This window comes from Ideonella lacteola (genome assembly GCF_038066555.1).
Lineage (GTDB): Bacteria > Pseudomonadota > Gammaproteobacteria > Burkholderiales > Burkholderiaceae_C > Ideonella > Ideonella lacteola.
Genome location: NZ_JBBUTG010000001.1, coordinates 644,860 through 661,089, shown reverse-complemented (window position 1 = coordinate 661,089; position 16,230 = coordinate 644,860). Strand labels below are relative to the sequence as shown.

The 16,230-nt window shown below is 68.2% G+C and carries 21 protein-coding genes and 1 riboswitch; of the genes, 16 read left to right on the top strand and 5 right to left on the bottom strand.

The genetic code is table 11. The annotated features are described in order from the left end of the window. Positions 1 to 274 precede the first annotated feature (274 nt). On the top strand, positions 275 to 682 hold the full coding sequence (locus AACH06_RS02825; protein WP_341424077.1) for a hypothetical protein: 408 nt from the start codon (positions 275 to 277) through the stop codon (positions 680 to 682). Here the strand turns inward: AACH06_RS02825 and AACH06_RS02820 are convergent. Then, positions 657 to 1,172, bottom strand: coding sequence for a GNAT family N-acetyltransferase (locus AACH06_RS02820; protein ID WP_341424076.1), 516 nt, complete (start codon positions 1,170 to 1,172; stop codon positions 657 to 659). The genes AACH06_RS02825 and AACH06_RS02820 overlap by 26 nt on opposite strands. A 397-nt stretch (positions 1,173 to 1,569) precedes the next feature. Next, a riboswitch (cobalamin riboswitch) is annotated at positions 1,570 to 1,822 on the top strand. A gap of 176 nt (positions 1,823 to 1,998) precedes the next feature. Between AACH06_RS02820 and AACH06_RS02815 the strand changes: the two genes are divergently transcribed. Genes AACH06_RS02815 through cobA form a run of 14 tightly spaced genes read left to right on the top strand, consistent with a single transcriptional unit; the run spans position 1,999 to position 13,444 of the window. Further along, positions 1,999 to 3,288 (top strand): cobyrinic acid a,c-diamide synthase CobB, encoded by a 1,290-nt coding sequence (locus AACH06_RS02815; RefSeq protein WP_341424075.1) that lies wholly within the window; start codon positions 1,999 to 2,001, stop codon positions 3,286 to 3,288. Between the two features lie 14 nt (positions 3,289 to 3,302). Beyond that, positions 3,303 to 4,145 (top strand): precorrin-4 C(11)-methyltransferase, encoded by an 843-nt coding sequence (gene cobM, locus AACH06_RS02810; protein WP_341424074.1) that lies wholly within the window; start codon positions 3,303 to 3,305, stop codon positions 4,143 to 4,145. Continuing rightward, positions 4,142 to 5,014, top strand: coding sequence for a sirohydrochlorin chelatase (locus AACH06_RS02805; protein ID WP_341424073.1), 873 nt, complete (start codon positions 4,142 to 4,144; stop codon positions 5,012 to 5,014). Before cobM ends, AACH06_RS02805 begins: the two co-directional genes overlap by 4 nt. Next, a complete protein-coding gene (locus tag AACH06_RS02800) occupies positions 5,011 to 5,697 on the top strand; it encodes a precorrin-8X methylmutase (protein WP_341424072.1) in 687 nt (228 codons plus the stop codon). The genes AACH06_RS02805 and AACH06_RS02800 overlap by 4 nt, the downstream gene beginning before the upstream one ends. Before the next feature lie 10 nt (positions 5,698 to 5,707). Beyond that, a complete protein-coding gene (locus AACH06_RS02795; protein ID WP_341424071.1) occupies positions 5,708 to 6,805 on the top strand; it encodes a cobalt-precorrin-5B (C(1))-methyltransferase in 1,098 nt (365 codons plus the stop codon). Next, the gene (gene cbiE, locus AACH06_RS02790; protein ID WP_341424070.1) at positions 6,802 to 8,166 is read left to right on the top strand and encodes a precorrin-6y C5,15-methyltransferase (decarboxylating) subunit CbiE; all 1,365 of its coding nucleotides are present in this window, start codon (positions 6,802 to 6,804) and stop codon (positions 8,164 to 8,166) included. Before AACH06_RS02795 ends, cbiE begins: the two co-directional genes overlap by 4 nt. Then, the gene (gene cobI, locus AACH06_RS02785; RefSeq protein ID WP_341424069.1) at positions 8,159 to 8,959 is read left to right on the top strand and encodes a precorrin-2 C(20)-methyltransferase; all 801 of its coding nucleotides are present in this window, start codon (positions 8,159 to 8,161) and stop codon (positions 8,957 to 8,959) included. Before cbiE ends, cobI begins: the two co-directional genes overlap by 8 nt. Beyond that, on the top strand, positions 8,956 to 9,723 hold the full coding sequence (locus AACH06_RS02780; protein WP_341424068.1) for a cobalamin biosynthesis central domain-containing protein: 768 nt from the start codon (positions 8,956 to 8,958) through the stop codon (positions 9,721 to 9,723). The genes cobI and AACH06_RS02780 overlap by 4 nt, the downstream gene beginning before the upstream one ends. Then, positions 9,720 to 10,154: a cobalamin biosynthesis protein gene (locus tag AACH06_RS02775; RefSeq protein ID WP_341424067.1), complete on the top strand. Its 435-nt coding sequence runs from the start codon at positions 9,720 to 9,722 to the stop codon at positions 10,152 to 10,154. Before AACH06_RS02780 ends, AACH06_RS02775 begins: the two co-directional genes overlap by 4 nt. A gap of 50 nt (positions 10,155 to 10,204) precedes the next feature. Then, on the top strand, positions 10,205 to 10,390 hold the full coding sequence (locus AACH06_RS02770; RefSeq protein ID WP_341424066.1) for a CbtB domain-containing protein: 186 nt from the start codon (positions 10,205 to 10,207) through the stop codon (positions 10,388 to 10,390). Positions 10,391 to 10,423: 33 nt separating this feature from the next. Next, the gene (locus tag AACH06_RS02765; protein ID WP_341424065.1) at positions 10,424 to 11,320 is read left to right on the top strand and encodes a CbtA family protein; all 897 of its coding nucleotides are present in this window, start codon (positions 10,424 to 10,426) and stop codon (positions 11,318 to 11,320) included. A 14-nt stretch (positions 11,321 to 11,334) separates the two neighbouring features. Beyond that, positions 11,335 to 12,300 carry a precorrin-3B C(17)-methyltransferase gene (gene cobJ / locus AACH06_RS02760; protein ID WP_341424228.1) on the top strand — a complete coding sequence of 322 codons (966 nt, stop codon included), beginning with the start codon at positions 11,335 to 11,337 and terminating at the stop codon, positions 12,298 to 12,300. Then, positions 12,297 to 12,659 carry a (2Fe-2S) ferredoxin domain-containing protein gene (locus AACH06_RS02755; protein WP_341424064.1) on the top strand — a complete coding sequence of 121 codons (363 nt, stop codon included), beginning with the start codon at positions 12,297 to 12,299 and terminating at the stop codon, positions 12,657 to 12,659. The genes cobJ and AACH06_RS02755 overlap by 4 nt, the downstream gene beginning before the upstream one ends. Then, entirely contained in the window at positions 12,659 to 13,444 is a 786-nt protein-coding gene (gene cobA / locus AACH06_RS02750; protein ID WP_341424062.1) for a uroporphyrinogen-III C-methyltransferase, read from the top strand. The genes AACH06_RS02755 and cobA overlap by 1 nt, the downstream gene beginning before the upstream one ends. A gap of 21 nt (positions 13,445 to 13,465) precedes the next feature. On the opposite strand, the gene AACH06_RS02745 is transcribed toward cobA, so the two are convergent. From AACH06_RS02745 to AACH06_RS02735, 3 genes are all read right to left on the bottom strand, one after another. Further along, positions 13,466 to 13,834, bottom strand: a complete 369-nt coding sequence (locus AACH06_RS02745; protein WP_341424061.1) for a bleomycin resistance protein — start codon at positions 13,832 to 13,834, stop codon at positions 13,466 to 13,468. 51 nt (positions 13,835 to 13,885) lie between these two features. Then, complete coding sequence (locus tag AACH06_RS02740) at positions 13,886 to 14,335, bottom strand: hypothetical protein (protein ID WP_341424060.1); 450 nt, start codon at positions 14,333 to 14,335, stop codon at positions 13,886 to 13,888. A gap of 163 nt (positions 14,336 to 14,498) precedes the next feature. Further along, positions 14,499 to 14,993: an alpha-ketoglutarate-dependent dioxygenase AlkB gene (locus tag AACH06_RS02735; RefSeq protein ID WP_341424059.1), complete on the bottom strand. Its 495-nt coding sequence runs from the start codon at positions 14,991 to 14,993 to the stop codon at positions 14,499 to 14,501. Positions 14,994 to 15,201: 208 nt separating this feature from the next. Between AACH06_RS02735 and AACH06_RS02730 the strand changes: the two genes are divergently transcribed. Next, a complete protein-coding gene (locus AACH06_RS02730) occupies positions 15,202 to 15,531 on the top strand; it encodes an antibiotic biosynthesis monooxygenase family protein (RefSeq protein WP_341424058.1) in 330 nt (109 codons plus the stop codon). Between the two features lie 12 nt (positions 15,532 to 15,543). Here AACH06_RS02730 and AACH06_RS02725 read toward each other — a convergent pair whose 3' ends face one another. Next, positions 15,544 to 16,179, bottom strand: a complete 636-nt coding sequence (locus tag AACH06_RS02725) for an SGNH/GDSL hydrolase family protein (protein WP_341424057.1) — start codon at positions 16,177 to 16,179, stop codon at positions 15,544 to 15,546. Between the last annotated feature and the right edge of the window lie 51 nt (positions 16,180 to 16,230).

Genomic DNA, 16,230 nt, shown 5'->3' with positions numbered 1-16,230 from the left:
CGCCCCTCTTGCAGACAGTCGACGGCCTTTAGTGGCCTGTAACGCTCAAATCGGAAGCGGCTGCCGGCGGGACACGGCACGCACTGCGGCGTTGCGAATGCACGCGATGCCACGAGGCATCGCTGTGCTTCGCGCCTTGCATTGCATACCGTCTCGCACCGCCCTCCACTCCCATTTAAACGTGACAGGCCACCAGCATGGACCTTGCCACTGTCGGAAGGTCAAGCGGGAAAGCGCCGCAGACGCGGTGCCCATGCGCCCGTAGAGTGGCCCCATGCAACACCAACGAACCGCCTTCCCGGCAGCGCTGGCCACGGTCGTGGCGCTGTTCGGGGCCGCGCCCACGCACGCAGCGAAGGGCGACCTCATCGACATCGTCTGGTCGGCCGATGGCAGCTTTGGCCGCGAGGTGCGCGTGGGTGCGGCGCAGTTCGCCGAAGTCTGTGGTCGTCTTCCGGCAGGTGCGGCGGTGGATTGGCGCTTCGAAGCCGGCGCGCCGATGGACTTCAATGTCCACTTCCACGAAGGCCAGACCGTTCGCTATTCGGCCCGCGGCGAGGGTGCCACCCAGTCGCGCGGGACCATCGAGGCCCGCACCGAAGAAGACTACTGCTGGATGTGGACCAATGCCACCACAGAGCCCGCGACCTTGACCTTCATGTTGACGAAGCGCGGTAGATGAAATCTTCGGTCGGCTCCCCGTGGAGTTCGGCGGGTTCTCGACGCATCAACTCGAAGCCGCACTTCTGCAGAACCCGAACCGACGCGGAATTGCGGGTATCGACGGCGGCCCATATCGGCTGCCGCTGAAAGCGCTCCGCGAGCTCGCCCACGAGCCAGGCCAGCGCCTCGGTGGCGAAGCCCTGACCCCAGAACGCAGGAACGATCTTGTAGCCCACCCAGATGAGCCCGTCGGCGAAGCGCGTGGCCTGAAGCGTACCCACGCACCCCGCCAACGGGCTGCGAATCGCCCAGTTCAGCCACACCTCGCCACTGCCCTCAGGTGCGCCAGCGCTGAACTCGCCGTACTCGCGCTGCAACGCCTCCAGCGAGCGGGGCGGTCGCTCGGGAATGAATCGGTACAAGCGCTCGTCGAGCAGATGAGGGTACAGCTCGCTCGCATGCGCCACGCCGAGCCGCTCGCAGGTCCATGCCAGGTGGCGGTCGGTCATGGGTTAGGGCGTGTTCACACTATGCAGCCCCGATGCGTTGCCACCAGAACCGGTCGAGCGCAAGGCGCAAAACGAAGCCGGGGTGCGGCCCCGGCGAGGCTTTGCAACGCCGCGGGCGGCTGGTTCTGGTGGCAACCCTTCGGGAACGGGCCGCCCAGGGCGCATGGCGGCGTTGCCCAACTTGCCCAGGCACCAGCCTGGGCGGCGTCGGGCGCCTTGCCCTGCATCCCTGGACAACCCGTTCGCACGGGGCTGCATAGTGTGAACACGCCCTACGCTCCAGGGGTAGTGGGGCGTAATCGAAGCTTCGCCAACGTACAGCGCCTTCGAGCCCCCAAGGCAGGCTCAAGAGCCCGGGCATCGAACAGGTTTTCATGATCGGGGCATGGTAGCCGCCTATAATTTTTCGGTTTGGTGCTCGTGCCTGGTCTCAAGCCAGGTGCAGTTAAACGGGAATCAGGAAGGGTCGTGCCGACGGATGCGGCCCCAACCTGAGCTGCCCCCGCAACGGTAAGCGGTTGAGGATGAATGCGGCCAGCGCTGCATCGCCCTCGCTTCGAGGCACATACCCACTGGATGCTTGACGTATCTGGGAAGGGTTCTCGGAGCGCACCGCCAGCCCGGATACCGGCCAACGAGTGAGCGCGTTCGCGCGCTTGGTTACAGGTGCCTGCGGGGAAGCGGGAGCCTGGTTGTGTCCGGTGATTCCCATGTTCCATTTCTTGGTGCAGCCTGCGCACCTGTGCCCGCCTGCGGCAACGACCCTGTCCGTCTGCCCTCGCCCGGTACAGGCGCCGTGACCCGCGCGGCGAGGTGCCCGGCGCTGATGGTCAGCGCGCCCGCATCCGGCCAAGGCAAGACGAGCGTGACAGCCGCCATCGCGCGAGCACATGTTCGGCGTGGCCGCCGAGTGCGTGTCTTCAAGACAGGCCCCGACTTCATCGACCCGATGATCCTGGCACGCGCCTGCGGCGCGCCGGTGCACCAGCTCGACCTGTTCATGGGCGGACTGGCGCACTGCCAGAGCCTGCTGCATGCGGCGGCGCAATCGGCCGATCTCGTGCTCGTCGAGGGCGTGATGGGGCTGTTCGACGGCCAACCCAGCAGCGCAGACCTCGCCGCTGCCTTCGGGCTGCCCGTGCTCGCAGTGATCGACGCGAGTGCGATGGCGCAGACCTTTGGTGCGCTGGCGCTGGGCCTGGCCAGCTACAGGGCCGATACGCGGGTGGTCGGCGTCGTGGCCAACCGGGTCGGCAGCCTGGGCCACGCGCGGATGGTGGGCAGCAGCCTGCCCACCAGGCTGCCGCTCGCGGCGGCCTTGCGCCGCGACGCCGAGCTGGCCCTGCCCGAGCGCCACCTCGGGCTCGTGCAGGCGATGGAAATGCCCGAGCTGGATGCCCTGCTCGATCGATGGGCCGACGCTTGGGATGCCGCCGCCACCGCGGCCTTCGAGCCCGAACCGGTGGCCTTCCCCGCCCCGCAGCGCTCGGATGCCGAGCCCATGGCCGATCGACCGCTGGCGGGCACCCGCATCGCCGTGGCGAACGACCACGCGTTCTCGTTCATCTACCCGGCCAACCTCGACGTACTGCGCGACCTCGGCGCCGAGCTCGTGTTCTTCTCGCCCCTGGCCGATGCAAGCCTGCCCGCCTGCGACGCGCTGTGGCTGCCAGGCGGCTATCCCGAGCTGCATGCCGCCGCGTTGTCGCGCCACACGGCGATGCACCACGCCATCGGCCGCCACATCGCCCAGGACAAACCGTTGTTGGCCGAGTGCGGCGGGCTGCTCTACCTGCTCGAGTCATTGACCGACACGCAAGGGCAACGCCACGCGATGGCCGGCGCCCTGCCCGGCCATGCCGTGATGGGCCAGCGCCTGGCAGCGCTGGGCCTGCAGGCGGTTTCACTGCCCGAAGGCGAGCTGCGCGGCCACAGCTTCCACTACTCGACCTTGAGCACCGAGATGCAGCCCGCAGCGCGCGGGCGCCACCCCCACGGCGGCGCCACGGCCGAGGCGGTGTACCGCCAAGGTCGCCTTACCGCGAGCTACATCCACCACTACTTCGCCTCGAATCCGCAGGCCACCGCCGCGCTGTTCCGCCCGACAGGGCGTTGACGCCCCGCCACCCCATGCCCCACACAGACAGCCCCCACTGCGTTTCCCAAGCCGGCACCGTGTGGTTCGTCGGCGCCGGCCCGGGCGACCCCGAGCTCATCACGGTGAAGGGTCGCGATCTGATCGCGCGCGCCGGCGCTGTGCTGTTTGCCGGCTCGCTCGTCAACGAGGCCGCGATGCGCTGGGCGCCCGAGGGCTGCACCATCGCCGACTCGAAAGACATGACGCTGGAGCAGATGGCCGCCTGGCTGATCGAGCAAGCCGGCCGGCACGACACGGTGGTGCGCCTGCAAACCGGCGACCCGGCGCTGTACGGCACCTTGATCGAGGTCGTGCAGCCACTCGATGCGGCGGGCGTGCCGGTGCACGTCGTGCCCGGCGTGTCATCGGCCATGGCCTCGGCCGCGGCGGCGGTCGAGAGCTTCACCCTGCCCGAGCTGACGCAGACGGTGATCTTCACCCGCGTGGCCGGCCGCACGCCCATGCCGGAAGGTGAATCGCTCGAAGCCCTGGCGCGCCATGGCTGCACGATCTGCGTCTTTCTCTCGATCACGCTGCTCGGCAAGGTCGTGCGTGAGTTGATGGCGGGGGGCTGGGCCGAGGACGCGCCCATCCTCGTCGTCCACAAGGCCAGCTGGCCTGGCGAAGAAAAGATCGTGCGCGGCACGCTCGCCGACATCGCACAGCGCTGCCGGGCAGAACGCATCGTGAGCCAGGCCATGATCATCGCGAGCCCCGCACTCGGCGCCCGCCACTGGCCCGAGCTCGCCAAGTCGAAGCTCTACGACGCGCGCTTCACCCATCGGTTCCGGCGTGCCTCGGTGCCGCCCTGCCGCACCTCGGAGACACCCACATGACAGACACCATCCTGCTGATCGGCCACGGCTCGCGCGAGCGCGAAGGCAACGACGAAATCCAAGCCTTTGCGGCCCAATGGCGCCAGCGGCAACCTGCCTGGCAGATCGAGGTCTGCTTCATCGAATTCGCCGACCCGGGCCTGCACGACGGCCTGCTTCGCGCGGCCAGCCACTCGCGCCGTGTGCTGGTGCTGCCGCTCATCCTGAATGCGGCCGGCCACGTGAAGATGGAAATCCCCGAGGCCATCGAGCACGCCCGCGAGCATGCGCCGGGCACCGAGTTTCTCTACGGCCCGCACCTCACCGCTTGCGATCCCATCCTCGCCATCCTCAAGCGCCGGCTGGCGCAAGCGATGGCCGAGCTGGACATGCCCGACCCCACGACCACCGGCGTGGTGCTGTTGGGCCGGGGCTCGTCCGACCGGCAAGCCAACGGAGAGATGGCCAAGATGGCGCGATGGCTGCAAGAAGAAACGCAGCACGAACTGGTGGACCTGGCCTTCACCGGCATCACCTATCCACGCCTCGAACGCGTCGCTCAGCGGCAGGCGCTGCTGGGCATGAAGCAGATCGTCGTGCTGCCGTACTACCTCTACACCGGCACGCTGGTGCAGCGCATTACCCGCCAGGTCGAGCACCTGCGAGTTCAGTACCCGACGATCCGATTCGCCAGCACCGCCCACTTCGGGCACGAGCGCGAAATCTTCGAGCTGATGGAGCAACGCGTGCTCGAGCTGCAGTCGGGCGCGCCGCAGTCGCGGCTGCCCTGCGACGGCTGCAAGTTCCGGGAAATCGCACACGACCTGGGCCACGGCCATTCCCACGAGCACACCCACGCCTCGGCCCCCACGGCGCCGAGCCTGGCATGAGCAGCCTCAACACCGTCACCGAGCAGTTGACGGCGGCGGGCCGAGCCATCGAGCACGACTCGTTCGCCGTCATCGACCAGGAAGCCGGCCCGCACACCTACGACGACGCCCAGTGGCAGGTCGTGCGCCGCATGATCCACGCCAACGCCGACTTCGACTTCAACGGGCTCACCGAATTTCACGAGGGCGCCATCGCCGCGGCCATGTCGGCGATCCTCGGTCAGCGCTCGCGCGTCGTGGCCGATGTCGAGATGATCTGCGTGGGCCTTTCGGCCCCCCGGCTGGCGCACTTCGGCCTCACCACGCACCAGTTCATCAGCGATGCCGATGTCATCGCCGCGGCCCAGGCCGAGAACACGACACGCGCCGTGCAGGCCATGCGCAAGGCGCACCGCGGCGGCCTGCTGGATGGCGCGATCGTCGGCATCGGCAACGCGCCCACCGCGCTGATCGAAGTGGTGCGCCTGATCCGCGAAGAAGGCGCGCGGCCGGCGCTCATCGTCGGCATGCCGGTGGGCTTCGTGTCAGCGGCCGAATCCAAGGATCTGGCGGCCACGCTGCGCGAAGTGCCATGGATCGTGATCCGCGGTCGCAAGGGCGGCTCCACCCTCGTGGTGGCGGCGATCCACGCCCTGCTGGGGCTGGCCGAGGCCCAGGCGCGCGAACGCGCGCTGGCGAGCTAGCCCCTCGCCGATGACAGAGCCCACCGGCCAACGTGGCACCCGCACCGGCTTCACCACTGGCGCGTGCTCGGCCGCGGCTGCTCGCGCGGCGGTGCTCGGCCTCGTTCACGGCGAGGTGCCGGGCACGGTCGAGTGCCAGCTGCCGAACGGCCAGCTCGTCGACTTCGCCGTACACGACGGCCGCACCGACGGCGTGGTGGCGCATGCCATGGTGATCAAGGATGCAGGCGACGACCCGGACTGCACCGACAAGGCCCACCTCACCGCCGATGTGCGCCTGCGGCACGATCTGCCCGGGCAGGTGCTGCTGCAAGGCGGGTTCGGCGTGGGCACCGTCACCATGCCGGGCCTGGGCCTGGCCGTGGGTGGGCCGGCGATCAACCCGGTGCCGCGGCGCAACATCGAACACAACGTGCGGCTGGCCGGCAACGCGCTGCTCGACGATGCGGGCTTCGAAGTCACGATCTCGGTGCCGCAGGGCCTTGAGATGGCGAAGAAGACGCTCAACGCGCGGCTCGGCATCCTGGGGGGCATCTCGATCCTCGGCACCACCGGCATCGTCAAGCCCTACTCCACCGCCGCCTTTCGGGCCAGCGTGGTGCAGGGCGTGCACGTGGCCGCCACCACCGGTGCGGGCGTCGTGGTGCTCACCACGGGCGGCCGCACCGAAAAGTTCGTGATGGAGGAGATGCCCGAGCTGCCCCAGGCGTGCTTCGTGCAGATGGGCGACTTCCTTCGCTATGCGCTCGGCGCCGCGGTGAAGGCCGGGCTGCCCCGCGTGGTGATCGGCGGCATGGTGGGCAAGCTGACCAAGATCGCGCAAGGCGAAACCATCACCCACGCCGGCCGCGCCGAGGTGGACACCGGCTTGCTGGCCGATCTGTGCGCCGGCATCGGCGTACCGCCAGATGTATGCAACGACATACGCCAGGCCGAGACGGCCCGCTACGCCAGCGAGCGCGTCGCCGACCTGGGCCTGGTGCGCGAGTTCCACGAGGCGCTCGCTCAGCGCGTGTGGCACACGGTCACCGAGCGCTACCCGACCAAGTTCCAACTGAAGGTGCTGGTGTGTGACTTCGACGGTCGCAAGCTGGCAGAAGCATCATGAACGAAGAAGTCGAACGGTTCACCGGCCGGCGCTGCCAAGTCATCGGCGTGCTGGATGACGGTGCGGCCAGCCTCGGCGCCACCGCCCTCGCCCACCTGGCCAGTGCCGACTGCGTGATCGGTGGCACCCGAACGCTGCAGCTGGTGGACCCCCATCTGCGCCCTGGTGCGATTCGCCGCGATCTCACGGGGGCGATGTCACAGGTACCCACCTGGGTGCGAGAAGCCCAGGCCGACGGGCTGCACTGCGTGGTGCTGGCCACGGGCGACCCCCTGTGCCACGGCGTGGCGGCCTACCTCGCCTCGCGCCTGTGCATCGAGGCGCTGGAGGTCATCCCCAACCTCTCGACGATCCAGCTGGCCTGCGCGCGGCTGTGCATGCCCTGGCAGGACATGGCCATCGTCTCGGTGCACAGCCGAGACGCCGGCGAATGGGTGGAAGGCGCCGATGCGCGCCATGGCCTGTATGCGCTGCTGCAAGCCGCCGCCTGCCACGACCGGCTGGCGGTGCTGACGAGCCCCGACAACTCACCCGATCGCATCGCCCGCATGCTGCTGGCCGAGGGCATGGGCGACACCTTCCAGGTCGCCGTGGCGGAGCACCTGTGCCGCGATGACGAACGCATCGTCACCGGCCACCACCCGGTCCGGCTGGCCGAGATGCGGTTCGCCGAGCCGAATGTCGTACTGCTGTGGCGCACCGAGCGCTCCCGCCCGCCCGTGCTGTTCGGCCAGCCTGACGCGGGCTTCGAGCAGCGCTTTCCAGAGAAGGGGCTGATCACCAAGAACGAGGTGCGCGCCGTGTCACTCGCCCGATTGCAGCTGCGTGCCGACAGCGTAGTCTGGGACATCGGCGCCGGCTCAGGTGCCGTCGGGCTCGAGGCCGCGCGACTGTGCCGCGACGGGCACGTCTACGCGATCGAGAAGAACGCCGACGACGCGGCCATCGCCCGCCGCAACCGCCGCTCAATGGGGGTGCACAACTACACGCTGGTGCACGACAAAGCCCCGGCGGGCCTGGCGGCCTGGGCGGACCCGGATGCCGTGTTCATCGGCGGCTCCGGCGGCGAATTGGCTGAGCTGATCGGCCTCGTGCTCTCTCGCTTGAGGCCGGGCGGCTGGCTGGTGATGAACTTCGTGACGATCGAGAACCTGGCTGCCGCCGTCGAGGCCTTGAAGACCGCCGGCGCGCATTGGGATGTGCTGCAGTTGCAGGCCGCGCGCAGCAAGCCCATCCTGCACATGCACCGGATGGCCGCTGAGAACCCGGTGTGGATCGTCTGCGCGCAACCCGGCTCTGGCCAGGTTGCCGATTCGGCCGATCGAGCCGACTCAGCCAAGCCGGAGCATGGCGATGCGTGAGCCCGCTCATCCCCTCGGCCGCCTGATCGGCGTCTCACTGGGCCCGGGCGACCCAGAGTTGATCACCCGCCGCGCCTGGGCCTTGATGCAGCGCACCGACACCCTCTGGACTTACCCGGTGCGCTCGACCAAAACCGAAAGCTACGCACTGGGCATCGCGCAGCGCAGCGGCCTGGCCGTGGCCGCGCAGCATCAGGCGCTGCTGTTCCCGATGACGCACGATGTCGAGAAGCTTACGCGCCATTGGCTGCGCGCCGCCGAGGCGGTGCTGCCCGTGCTGCAGGCCGGGCGCGACGTGCTGTTCCTCGTCGAGGGCGACGCCTCGACCTACGCCACCTTCGGCCACCTCGCGCGCACGCTGCGCGCGCTAGACGATCGCATCGCCGTAGACGTGGTGCCGGGGGTCACCTCGTTCCACGCTTCATGCGCTCGGCTGGGCCTGCCCTTCGCTGAACAAGACGACACCGTTGCCATCGTGCCGGCCGCCTATGGCATCGAGATGGTCGAGCGCCTGCTCGACGACTTCGACACGCTCGTGTTGATGAAGGTGAAGCCGCTGATCGACGACTTGGTCGATCTGCTCGAACGCCGCGGCCTGCTGACGCACGCCTGCTTTGTTGAAAAGGCCGGATCGCCGGAAGAGCGCGTGGTGCGCGACGTGCTCACGCTTCGCGGGACGACCGTCAATTACCTGTCGCTGATGCTGGTGAAGAACCCGCAGCGCCGGCGTGGCGAGCGCCTCAAAGGCTGCAAGAAGAAGTCATCACCGCCACTGGAGGCCTCCACCGCATGAACACCCCCTTCGACGTTGCGGATGACGAGGGCACTCGTGTTGTCCTCGTCGCCATCACCCGCCACGGCGCGCAACAGGCGGCCGCACTGGCGCGCCTGCTGCCGCAAACCAGCCTCTGTGTCGCCGCGAAGTTCGCCGACGCCATGGCCGGCCTGGACAACCCGGTGCAGATCTACACCGGCGCCTTCAAAGACGAGATCGGCGCCCTGTTCGGCGCCCACGACCAGATCGTCTTCTTCGTGTCGCTGGGTGCCGTGGTGCGGCTGATCGCACCCCACCTGCGCAGCAAAGACGAAGACCCGGGCGTGATCGTCATCGACGATGCCGGCCAGTTCGTCATCCCGGTGCTGTCGGGGCATGTGGGCGGCGCCAACGCATGGGCCGAGAGAATCGCTGCGCTGCTGCCGGCCACGGCCGTGTTGACCACCGCGTCGGACGTGGGCAAGACCATCCCCGTCGACATCCTCGGCCGCGAGCTCGGTTGGAAGGTGGAAGCACCGAAGCTCAACATCACGCGCGTGTCGGCTCATGTCGTCAATGGCGACCCGGTGGCCGTGGTGCAAGAGGCCGGCAGCCCGAACTGGTGGACGCGGCCGACCCCGTTGCCCGCCAGCATCCAGCGCTTCGATCGATTCGACGACGTCGACCTCGATCGGTTCAAGGCCGTTTTGTGGATCACCCACGCCAAGGTCGACGAAGCGCGTTGGCAATCGCTGAGCGAGCGGCTGGTCGTCTACCGCCCTCCGCAGGAGGCCAGCGCATGACCGCCGTCGCCTCTGCCACCTTCCCCGCCGCCTTCCCCCTCGCCGTCGGGTTGGGCTGTGATCGCGGCACACCGCTGGAGACGGTGGAATCGGCCCTGGAGCGGGCGCTGGCCAGCGTCGGCCTGGCGCCAGCCCAGGTCGCCGTGCTCGCCAGCATCGACATGAAGGCCGACGAGCCTGCCTTCTTGCAACTGGCCGAAAGGCGAGGCCTGCCGCTCCACTTCTACAGCGCCACCCGCCTGGCCCAGGTGCCCGTGCCCAACCCTTCTGAGACGGTGCGGCGCTTCATGGGCACGCCCTCGGTGTCTGAAGCCGCGGCCCTGCTCGCCGCATCGAGCCAGACGCTCCTCGTCGAGAAATTCAAGTGGCGAGGCACGGATGGCCGCCACGCCACCGTGTCGATCGCTCCGATGTCCCGACCCACCCCTTGAGCCCCCCATTCAACCCACCCATCCAACCCACCCCTGAACCCGGAGACCCCATGAACGCACATCCCACCTCCCTCGGCAGCCTGGCGCCGGCCCGCACGGGCAGCCTGTTCACCCAGATCGCAGCGGCCCTGCTGCTGGGCGCCGTGATGGTCTACGGCGTCGAGTTCAGCGCCTCACCGGTGGCCCACAACGCAGCGCACGATGTGCGCCACGCCAACGGGCGTCCCTGCCACTGATTGAAGCCACTGAGAGAAACGGAGGCAGCCCACATGCTGTTCAGACGCTTGTTTCTTTGCGCGCTGCTGGTCGGTGTGGCCAGCGGCTTGCTGCATGCGGCGCTGCAGCGCTTGCAGGTGGTGCCGCTGATCGCGGCGGCCGAGGTGCATGAATCCGCGGCGTCCCCGGCGGCGCCACCGCACGCATCGCACCACGATGCAGCCCCTGCCCCGGCCGCGGCGCACGAGCACACGCACGAGCGACCACACGAAAGCATCCACGTACACGAAGACGCCGGTGCGCACGAGCACACCCACACGCACAGCCACGACGCCGACGAATGGCAACCCGCCGACGGCCTGGAGCGCACGGTGTGGACGATCGTGGCCAACATCCTGGCGGCCACGGGCTATGCCTTGCTGATGATCCCGATGCTCGCGCTGTGGGATCGTTCGCGCGGCGGCACGGCAGCGTCGTGGAAGACCGGCCTCGCGTGGGGCGCTTGCGCGTGGCTCGCCACCTTTGCGCTGCCGGGCATCGGGCTGCCGCCTGAGCTACCGGGCATGGAGGCCGCCGAATTGCGCTCTCGTCAGGCATGGTGGCTGCTCTGCGTGGTCTGTTCTGGCGCCGGCCTGGCCGCCTGGCTGCTGGCACGCCGCCACGTGTGGGCATGGCGCGGCATCGGCGCGGTGCTGCTCGCGCTGCCCTTCGCCGTGGGGGCCCCGCAGCCCGACGGCGACGCCCTGGCGGCCTTCAGCGGCGATGCCGCCGTGCAGATGCACCTGCTGTGGGCCCAGTTCATCTGGGCCACGGCGCTGGCCACGGCGCTGTACTGGCTGGCACTCGGCGCCTTGTCCGCCGTGGCCGTAGCGCGTTGGGTGCGCCCGTTGACCCGCCCTGGAACGTTGGGCGGTGCGACGCTGACACCCGCGATGGAGCGTGCACTGTGAGCGCCGGCAAGATCATGCTGGTGGGCATCGGCCCCGGGAGCGTCGAGCACATGACGCAGCGCGCGCGCGCCGCCATCGCCGAAGCAGACACCGTGATCGGGTACGTCACCTACATCAAGCTGGTGCAAGACCTGCTCGAAGGCAAGGAGATCATCCGCAAGTCGATGACGGAAGAGCTCGACCGGGCCGTCAGCGCGCTGGAGGCCGCGCGGGCCGGCCGCAGGGTGGCCCTCATCTCGTCGGGCGACGCCGGCGTCTACGGCATGGCCGGGCCCACCTACGAGGTGTTGTTCCAGGCCGGCTGGACGCCCGAGTGCGGCGTGGAAGTAGAGATCGTGCCCGGTGCCTCGGCCCTGAACAGTTGCGCGGCCCGCGTCGGTGCGCCACTGACGCATGACTTCTGCGCCATCTCGCTGTCTGACCTGCTGACACCCTGGCCGGTGATCGCCCGGCGGCTGAACGCCGTGGCAGCGGCGGACTTCGTGGTCGCGCTCTACAACCCGAAGAGCGGCCGGCGCACGCGCCAGATCGTCGAGGCCCAGCGCCTGTTCCTGAGCCACCGTCGGCCGGACACGCCCGTGGCCATCGTCAAATCGGCCTACCGGCGCCGCGAACGCATCGAGTTCACCACCCTCGCCCAGATGAGCGAGGCCGACATCGGCATGCTGACCACGGTGCTCATCGGCAACAGCCACACCTTCGTGCGCCACGGCCTGATGGTCACGCCCCGCGGCTACGCCAACAAGTACGACATGGACAGCCACGACGCCCATGCGGGCGAGAAGGCCGGCCGCTCGCTCTCGACCGGCCTGCTCGGTTGGCTGGATGCGCTGGCCATCGCCCACGCCTCGGGCGACAGCATCGCCACGCTGGCCGAGCGCTACGACCTGCCGGCCTCCTACATCGCAGCCACGCTGGCCGAACCGCCGCCCGCCGTCGCGCAAGAGGCTCCACTGGAACATGAGGAAACCGGCGCATGAGCACCGAGAAGCCGAAGATCGGCGCCTACCGCCGACACCTGCTGGTGTGCACCGGCCCCCGTTGCACGCAAGACAACGCCTCGCAAGCGCTGTTCGACAGCCTGGGCGACAAGTTCAAGGCCGCCGGGGTGAACGACGGCGAGCTGCGCGTCAAGCGAAGCCGCGTGAATTGCTTTGCCGCCTGCAAGGGCGGGCCGGTGATGTGCGTGCAGCCCGACGGCGTTTGGTACTACGACGTCACCTCGGCGAACATGGACCGCATCATCGAAGAGCACTTCGTGCGCGGCCGCGTCGTCGAGGATCTCGTCTTCCATCGCGGGCCAGGCCTGGAGGCCGAGGCGCCGTGCCCGTCTGAATGATGCCCCCCGCACCCGGCTTTCAGCGCGATGCGCGGCACGGCATCGTCTACATCGTCGGGGCCGGCCCCGGCCCGGCGGACCTGCTCAGCCTGCGCGCACTCGATCGGATCCAGCGCGCCGAGGTGGTCGTCCATGACCGCCTGGTGGGCGACGAGGTGATGGCGCTGTTGCCGCAGGCCGCGCAGAGGATCTACGTCGGCAAGGCATCCGGCCGGCATGTGATGCCACAGGAGCAGATTCACGCCGTGTTGGTCGAGCATGCACGCGCCGGGCGCTGCGTCGTGAGGCTCAAGGGTGGCGATCCGCACATCTTCGGGCGCGGCGGCGAAGAGGTGCAGGCCATGCAGGCCGCCGGCATCGCCTGCGAAGTGGTGCCCGGCATCAGCGCGGCCAATGGCTGCGCCGCGGTCGCCGGCATCCCGTTGACCCACCGCGACCTCGCGCGAACGTGCACCCTGCTGCCCGGCCACCTGGCTGACCGGAGCGCCGACCTCGACTGGGCCTCGCTCGCCCGCCCTGGGCAGACCCTCGTCTTCTACATGGGGGTCGAACGCGTGGCGCACATCGCCACCCAGCTCATGGCCCATGGCATGCCTGAACAAACGCCTGCGGCCATCGTGCGAGACGGAACCCGCGCCACCGAAGAGGTGCTGGCCACGGGCCTCGCCGCCCTGGCGCACATGGCCCCCGCGCACGGGCCGCGGCCCGGCCTGCTGATCGTGGGCCAGACGGTGGGCCTCAGCCCACACTACCGCACGACCGGCCCCTCACCGGTCCGCCGGTAGGCACGCGTAGGCGGCCAGCCGTCAGTCGTCATCGCCCGCGGCGCTGCTCGCGAAGCGCAGGCGGTTGCCGTCCGGATCGATCAGCAGCATTTCACGTGTCTCCCACGGCGTGTCTTCAGGCGGCTTGGCGGCAGAGATGCCGCGGCCGCTGAACTCGGCGTGGCACTGGTCGACATCGGGGACGATGAAGTAGACCGCGCCGCCCACCTCACAATCGCCCCGGTGCTCGGTGAGAAAGAGGGTCTGGCCGCTGCGCGTCAGCTGCATGAACAAGGGGAACCCGGGCTCGAACTGATGTTCCCAATCGACGACGAAGCCCAGGCCGTCCACATAGAACTGCAGGCTGCGGCGGGCGTTGGTGATGCGCAGTTGCGGAATGACAGTTTGCATGGACAAGGCCATCCTTTCCCGACGGAGTCAACAGCGTGGAAGCCGCAGCGGCTACCGCTTCTCGATCTGGACCGTGGCCCGGTAGTCCGCCAAAGCCGGCGGGTTCGCCAGCGACTTGGCGGGCTCCAGACTTTGAAGCACGAAACGATAGCGGCCGTAGGTCGCGTCCGCCGCCAGGTTCATGGCCGCCGGTGCAGGGGTGCCGATCGACAGTTCGGCCGACGAGCCCTTCTGGTCGACCTTGAGCCTGATTTCGGCATGCCCGGCCCAAATGCACCGCACCTCCACCGGGCAACGGCTGTCATTGACCGCCAGCACCGACAAGGTCAACCCCTCTTCGGCCACCACGGCGGGCGCACCGGCAGCCACTGTCACGGTGTAGGTGTCCACATGTCCCCCTTGAACTTTGACCGTTGGCGGGCCCGCGCAGGCGCTGGTCAGGGCCAAGGCAGAGGCCAAGGCCATACCCGCTCCGCTGGCAGCGACACGTTGCAAGATCATCGCAGCAAACCTTTGGAATGACAGCTCAAGGGCCCGCCCTCGAGCCGGCCGGCGTTTCAACCCAATAGAGCTGCTTGTGCCCCCGGGATTCAAACAAGGCCTGGTAGTAGTCAGCAACGGGTCGGCTTTCGTAAGTTGACATCAGGATGCGCGGCGTCATCCGCTACAAGGCCGCCTTGATGAGATGCCGGAACGTCAGGCTGATTCTCGGCCCTGCTTCGGGCGCCTTGGGAATGGCATGAAGCCATTCGCTCTGCAGTTCTTTCGTCATGTAGACGAGCGAGCCAGGCTCCAGCACATAACCCGTTTGATGGGAGCGGTCAGCCTTGAGGCGAAACACCAGTTCTCGCGGGCTGCCGAGGGACACGATGGCCACGCCCGTGCCTTCTGCCAGTTCCTCGCTCGAATCGGAATGAAAGCCCATCGACGCCTCACCGTCCGGGTAGTAGTTCAGCAAGCAATTGTTCGGCTCGAAGCCCAGCACCTGCTTCAACTGCTGCGCGATGAGTCGCAGCGGCTCGGGCATCTCCGTCTGCGGATAGGTCATCCCGGAGTAGTCATACGACACGCCGAAGCTCGCCGTCTTGCGTGCCCGCAGCCGTTCGTCCCACTGCACCGTCGCGCTCAGATGCTCGAAGAGCGCCGCGTGCGCCGGCAAGAAGCTGGGAACATGAATGACATCGGGCGCAAGGGGCGCAGCGTTGTGGGCGGGCATGCGGTTGGCGGGCGAGATTCAGCCGGTATCCAATGGGGTGCGGGTTCGTAGCCTACACCGTCAACACCAGACGCTCCGCTCTGCGACACTGCGCCGCCTTGGCCGCCGATGTCGCCGCACGGCACCGCCCTCCACCACATTCACCTCGACCATGTACTCGTCCACCTTCATCTTCGCCAAGGGTCATTTCGACGAGGCGTTTCACCGGCTCGATCAGGAGATCGCCGCCATGGCCAGGGCGATACCAGGCTATCTGGGCGAAGAAACCTGGGAGAACACGCAAACCGGGCTGGTCTCCAACGTGTACTACTGGGAATCGCTGGAGGCCCTGCAGCAGTTGGTGCAGCACCCACTGCATCGTGAGGCCAAAGCTTCGCAGGCCAGTTGGCTGGCGGGCTACCAGGTGGTCATCTCACAGGTGCTGCGCACCTACGGCGACTCCAAGATCAGCCCGCTACTGCCCGCGGCACTGTCAGCTTGAGGGGCAGCTCGGCTAACCTGCAACGACGCAGGCCCCACGCAGCGTAGGGGTCTGCTCCGTCACCGCCTTGGCGATGGCCGATGCGATCTTCGAGCCGCCGGCCGAAGAAGGCTCAATGGGGTTGGCGTAGTCGACGGGTTGCGTGCAGATCCTCCGCAGATCGATGACCTTCAATCCGTGCTCAGAGGCCACTCGGATGATGGCGTCGTTGAACGCACACAGCGCCACGGCAACGCAGGCCTGATAGCTCGGCTCGGGGAAGTTGCCGTGATAGACGGTGCACACCACCAAGGGCAGACCATGGGTCAGGCAGGCAGCCAACATGCGTCGGTAGCTGGCCTCGAAATCGGCCGCAGCCTGCCCCAGAAGCAGCAAGGCCTCGCCGCTTGAGGCCACCGGGGTCTGAAGTACATCCGCCCGCAAGAGCGCGTTGTTGCCGCCGACACTCAGCACCAGATGGGTGGCAGTCTCAGGCAATTGGGCCAATTGCGCCTCGATGTCTTCGGTGGTGGAGCCATCGACCGCGCACAACGACGCGGCCCAGCCGGGCGGCAGCGCGGAAGAGACCTGCTCGATGACGGCGGGCCCGCCCGAGGTGTAGGCGCCGTTGTCGAAGACCGAGTCGCCAAGAAGAACGAGGTGAGGCATGGCTGGGTCGCCCATGAAGTGCGAAGCGGCCTGCAGCCTACACCTGAATCA

What these genes read in the sequence shown, in the direction of transcription:
- cobJ (WP_341424228.1), top strand. Translation starts at nt 11,335, where the DNA reads ATGCTGGTGGGCATCGGCCCCGGGAGCGTCGAGCACATGACGCAGCGC.
- AACH06_RS02730 (WP_341424058.1), top strand. Translation starts at nt 15,202, where the DNA reads ATGTACTCGTCCACCTTCATCTTCGCCAAGGGTCATTTCGACGAGGCG.
- AACH06_RS02820 (WP_341424076.1), bottom strand. Translation starts at nt 1,172, where the DNA reads ATGACCGACCGCCACCTGGCATGGACCTGCGAGCGGCTCGGCGTGGCG.
- AACH06_RS02725 (WP_341424057.1), bottom strand. Translation starts at nt 16,179, where the DNA reads ATGCCTCACCTCGTTCTTCTTGGCGACTCGGTCTTCGACAACGGCGCC.
- AACH06_RS02805 (WP_341424073.1), top strand. Translation starts at nt 4,142, where the DNA reads ATGACAGACACCATCCTGCTGATCGGCCACGGCTCGCGCGAGCGCGAA.
- cbiE (WP_341424070.1), top strand. Translation starts at nt 6,802, where the DNA reads ATGAACGAAGAAGTCGAACGGTTCACCGGCCGGCGCTGCCAAGTCATC.
- cobA (WP_341424062.1), top strand. Translation starts at nt 12,659, where the DNA reads ATGCCCCCCGCACCCGGCTTTCAGCGCGATGCGCGGCACGGCATCGTC.
- AACH06_RS02740 (WP_341424060.1), bottom strand. Translation starts at nt 14,335, where the DNA reads ATGATCTTGCAACGTGTCGCTGCCAGCGGAGCGGGTATGGCCTTGGCC.
- cobI (WP_341424069.1), top strand. Translation starts at nt 8,159, where the DNA reads ATGCGTGAGCCCGCTCATCCCCTCGGCCGCCTGATCGGCGTCTCACTG.
- AACH06_RS02795 (WP_341424071.1), top strand. Translation starts at nt 5,708, where the DNA reads ATGACAGAGCCCACCGGCCAACGTGGCACCCGCACCGGCTTCACCACT.
- AACH06_RS02815 (WP_341424075.1), top strand. Translation starts at nt 1,999, where the DNA reads ATGGTCAGCGCGCCCGCATCCGGCCAAGGCAAGACGAGCGTGACAGCC.
- AACH06_RS02775 (WP_341424067.1), top strand. Translation starts at nt 9,720, where the DNA reads ATGACCGCCGTCGCCTCTGCCACCTTCCCCGCCGCCTTCCCCCTCGCC.
- cobM (WP_341424074.1), top strand. Translation starts at nt 3,303, where the DNA reads ATGCCCCACACAGACAGCCCCCACTGCGTTTCCCAAGCCGGCACCGTG.
- AACH06_RS02780 (WP_341424068.1), top strand. Translation starts at nt 8,956, where the DNA reads ATGAACACCCCCTTCGACGTTGCGGATGACGAGGGCACTCGTGTTGTC.
- AACH06_RS02770 (WP_341424066.1), top strand. Translation starts at nt 10,205, where the DNA reads ATGAACGCACATCCCACCTCCCTCGGCAGCCTGGCGCCGGCCCGCACG.
- AACH06_RS02745 (WP_341424061.1), bottom strand. Translation starts at nt 13,834, where the DNA reads ATGCAAACTGTCATTCCGCAACTGCGCATCACCAACGCCCGCCGCAGC.
- AACH06_RS02800 (WP_341424072.1), top strand. Translation starts at nt 5,011, where the DNA reads ATGAGCAGCCTCAACACCGTCACCGAGCAGTTGACGGCGGCGGGCCGA.
- AACH06_RS02765 (WP_341424065.1), top strand. Translation starts at nt 10,424, where the DNA reads ATGCTGTTCAGACGCTTGTTTCTTTGCGCGCTGCTGGTCGGTGTGGCC.
- AACH06_RS02755 (WP_341424064.1), top strand. Translation starts at nt 12,297, where the DNA reads ATGAGCACCGAGAAGCCGAAGATCGGCGCCTACCGCCGACACCTGCTG.
- AACH06_RS02825 (WP_341424077.1), top strand. Translation starts at nt 275, where the DNA reads ATGCAACACCAACGAACCGCCTTCCCGGCAGCGCTGGCCACGGTCGTG.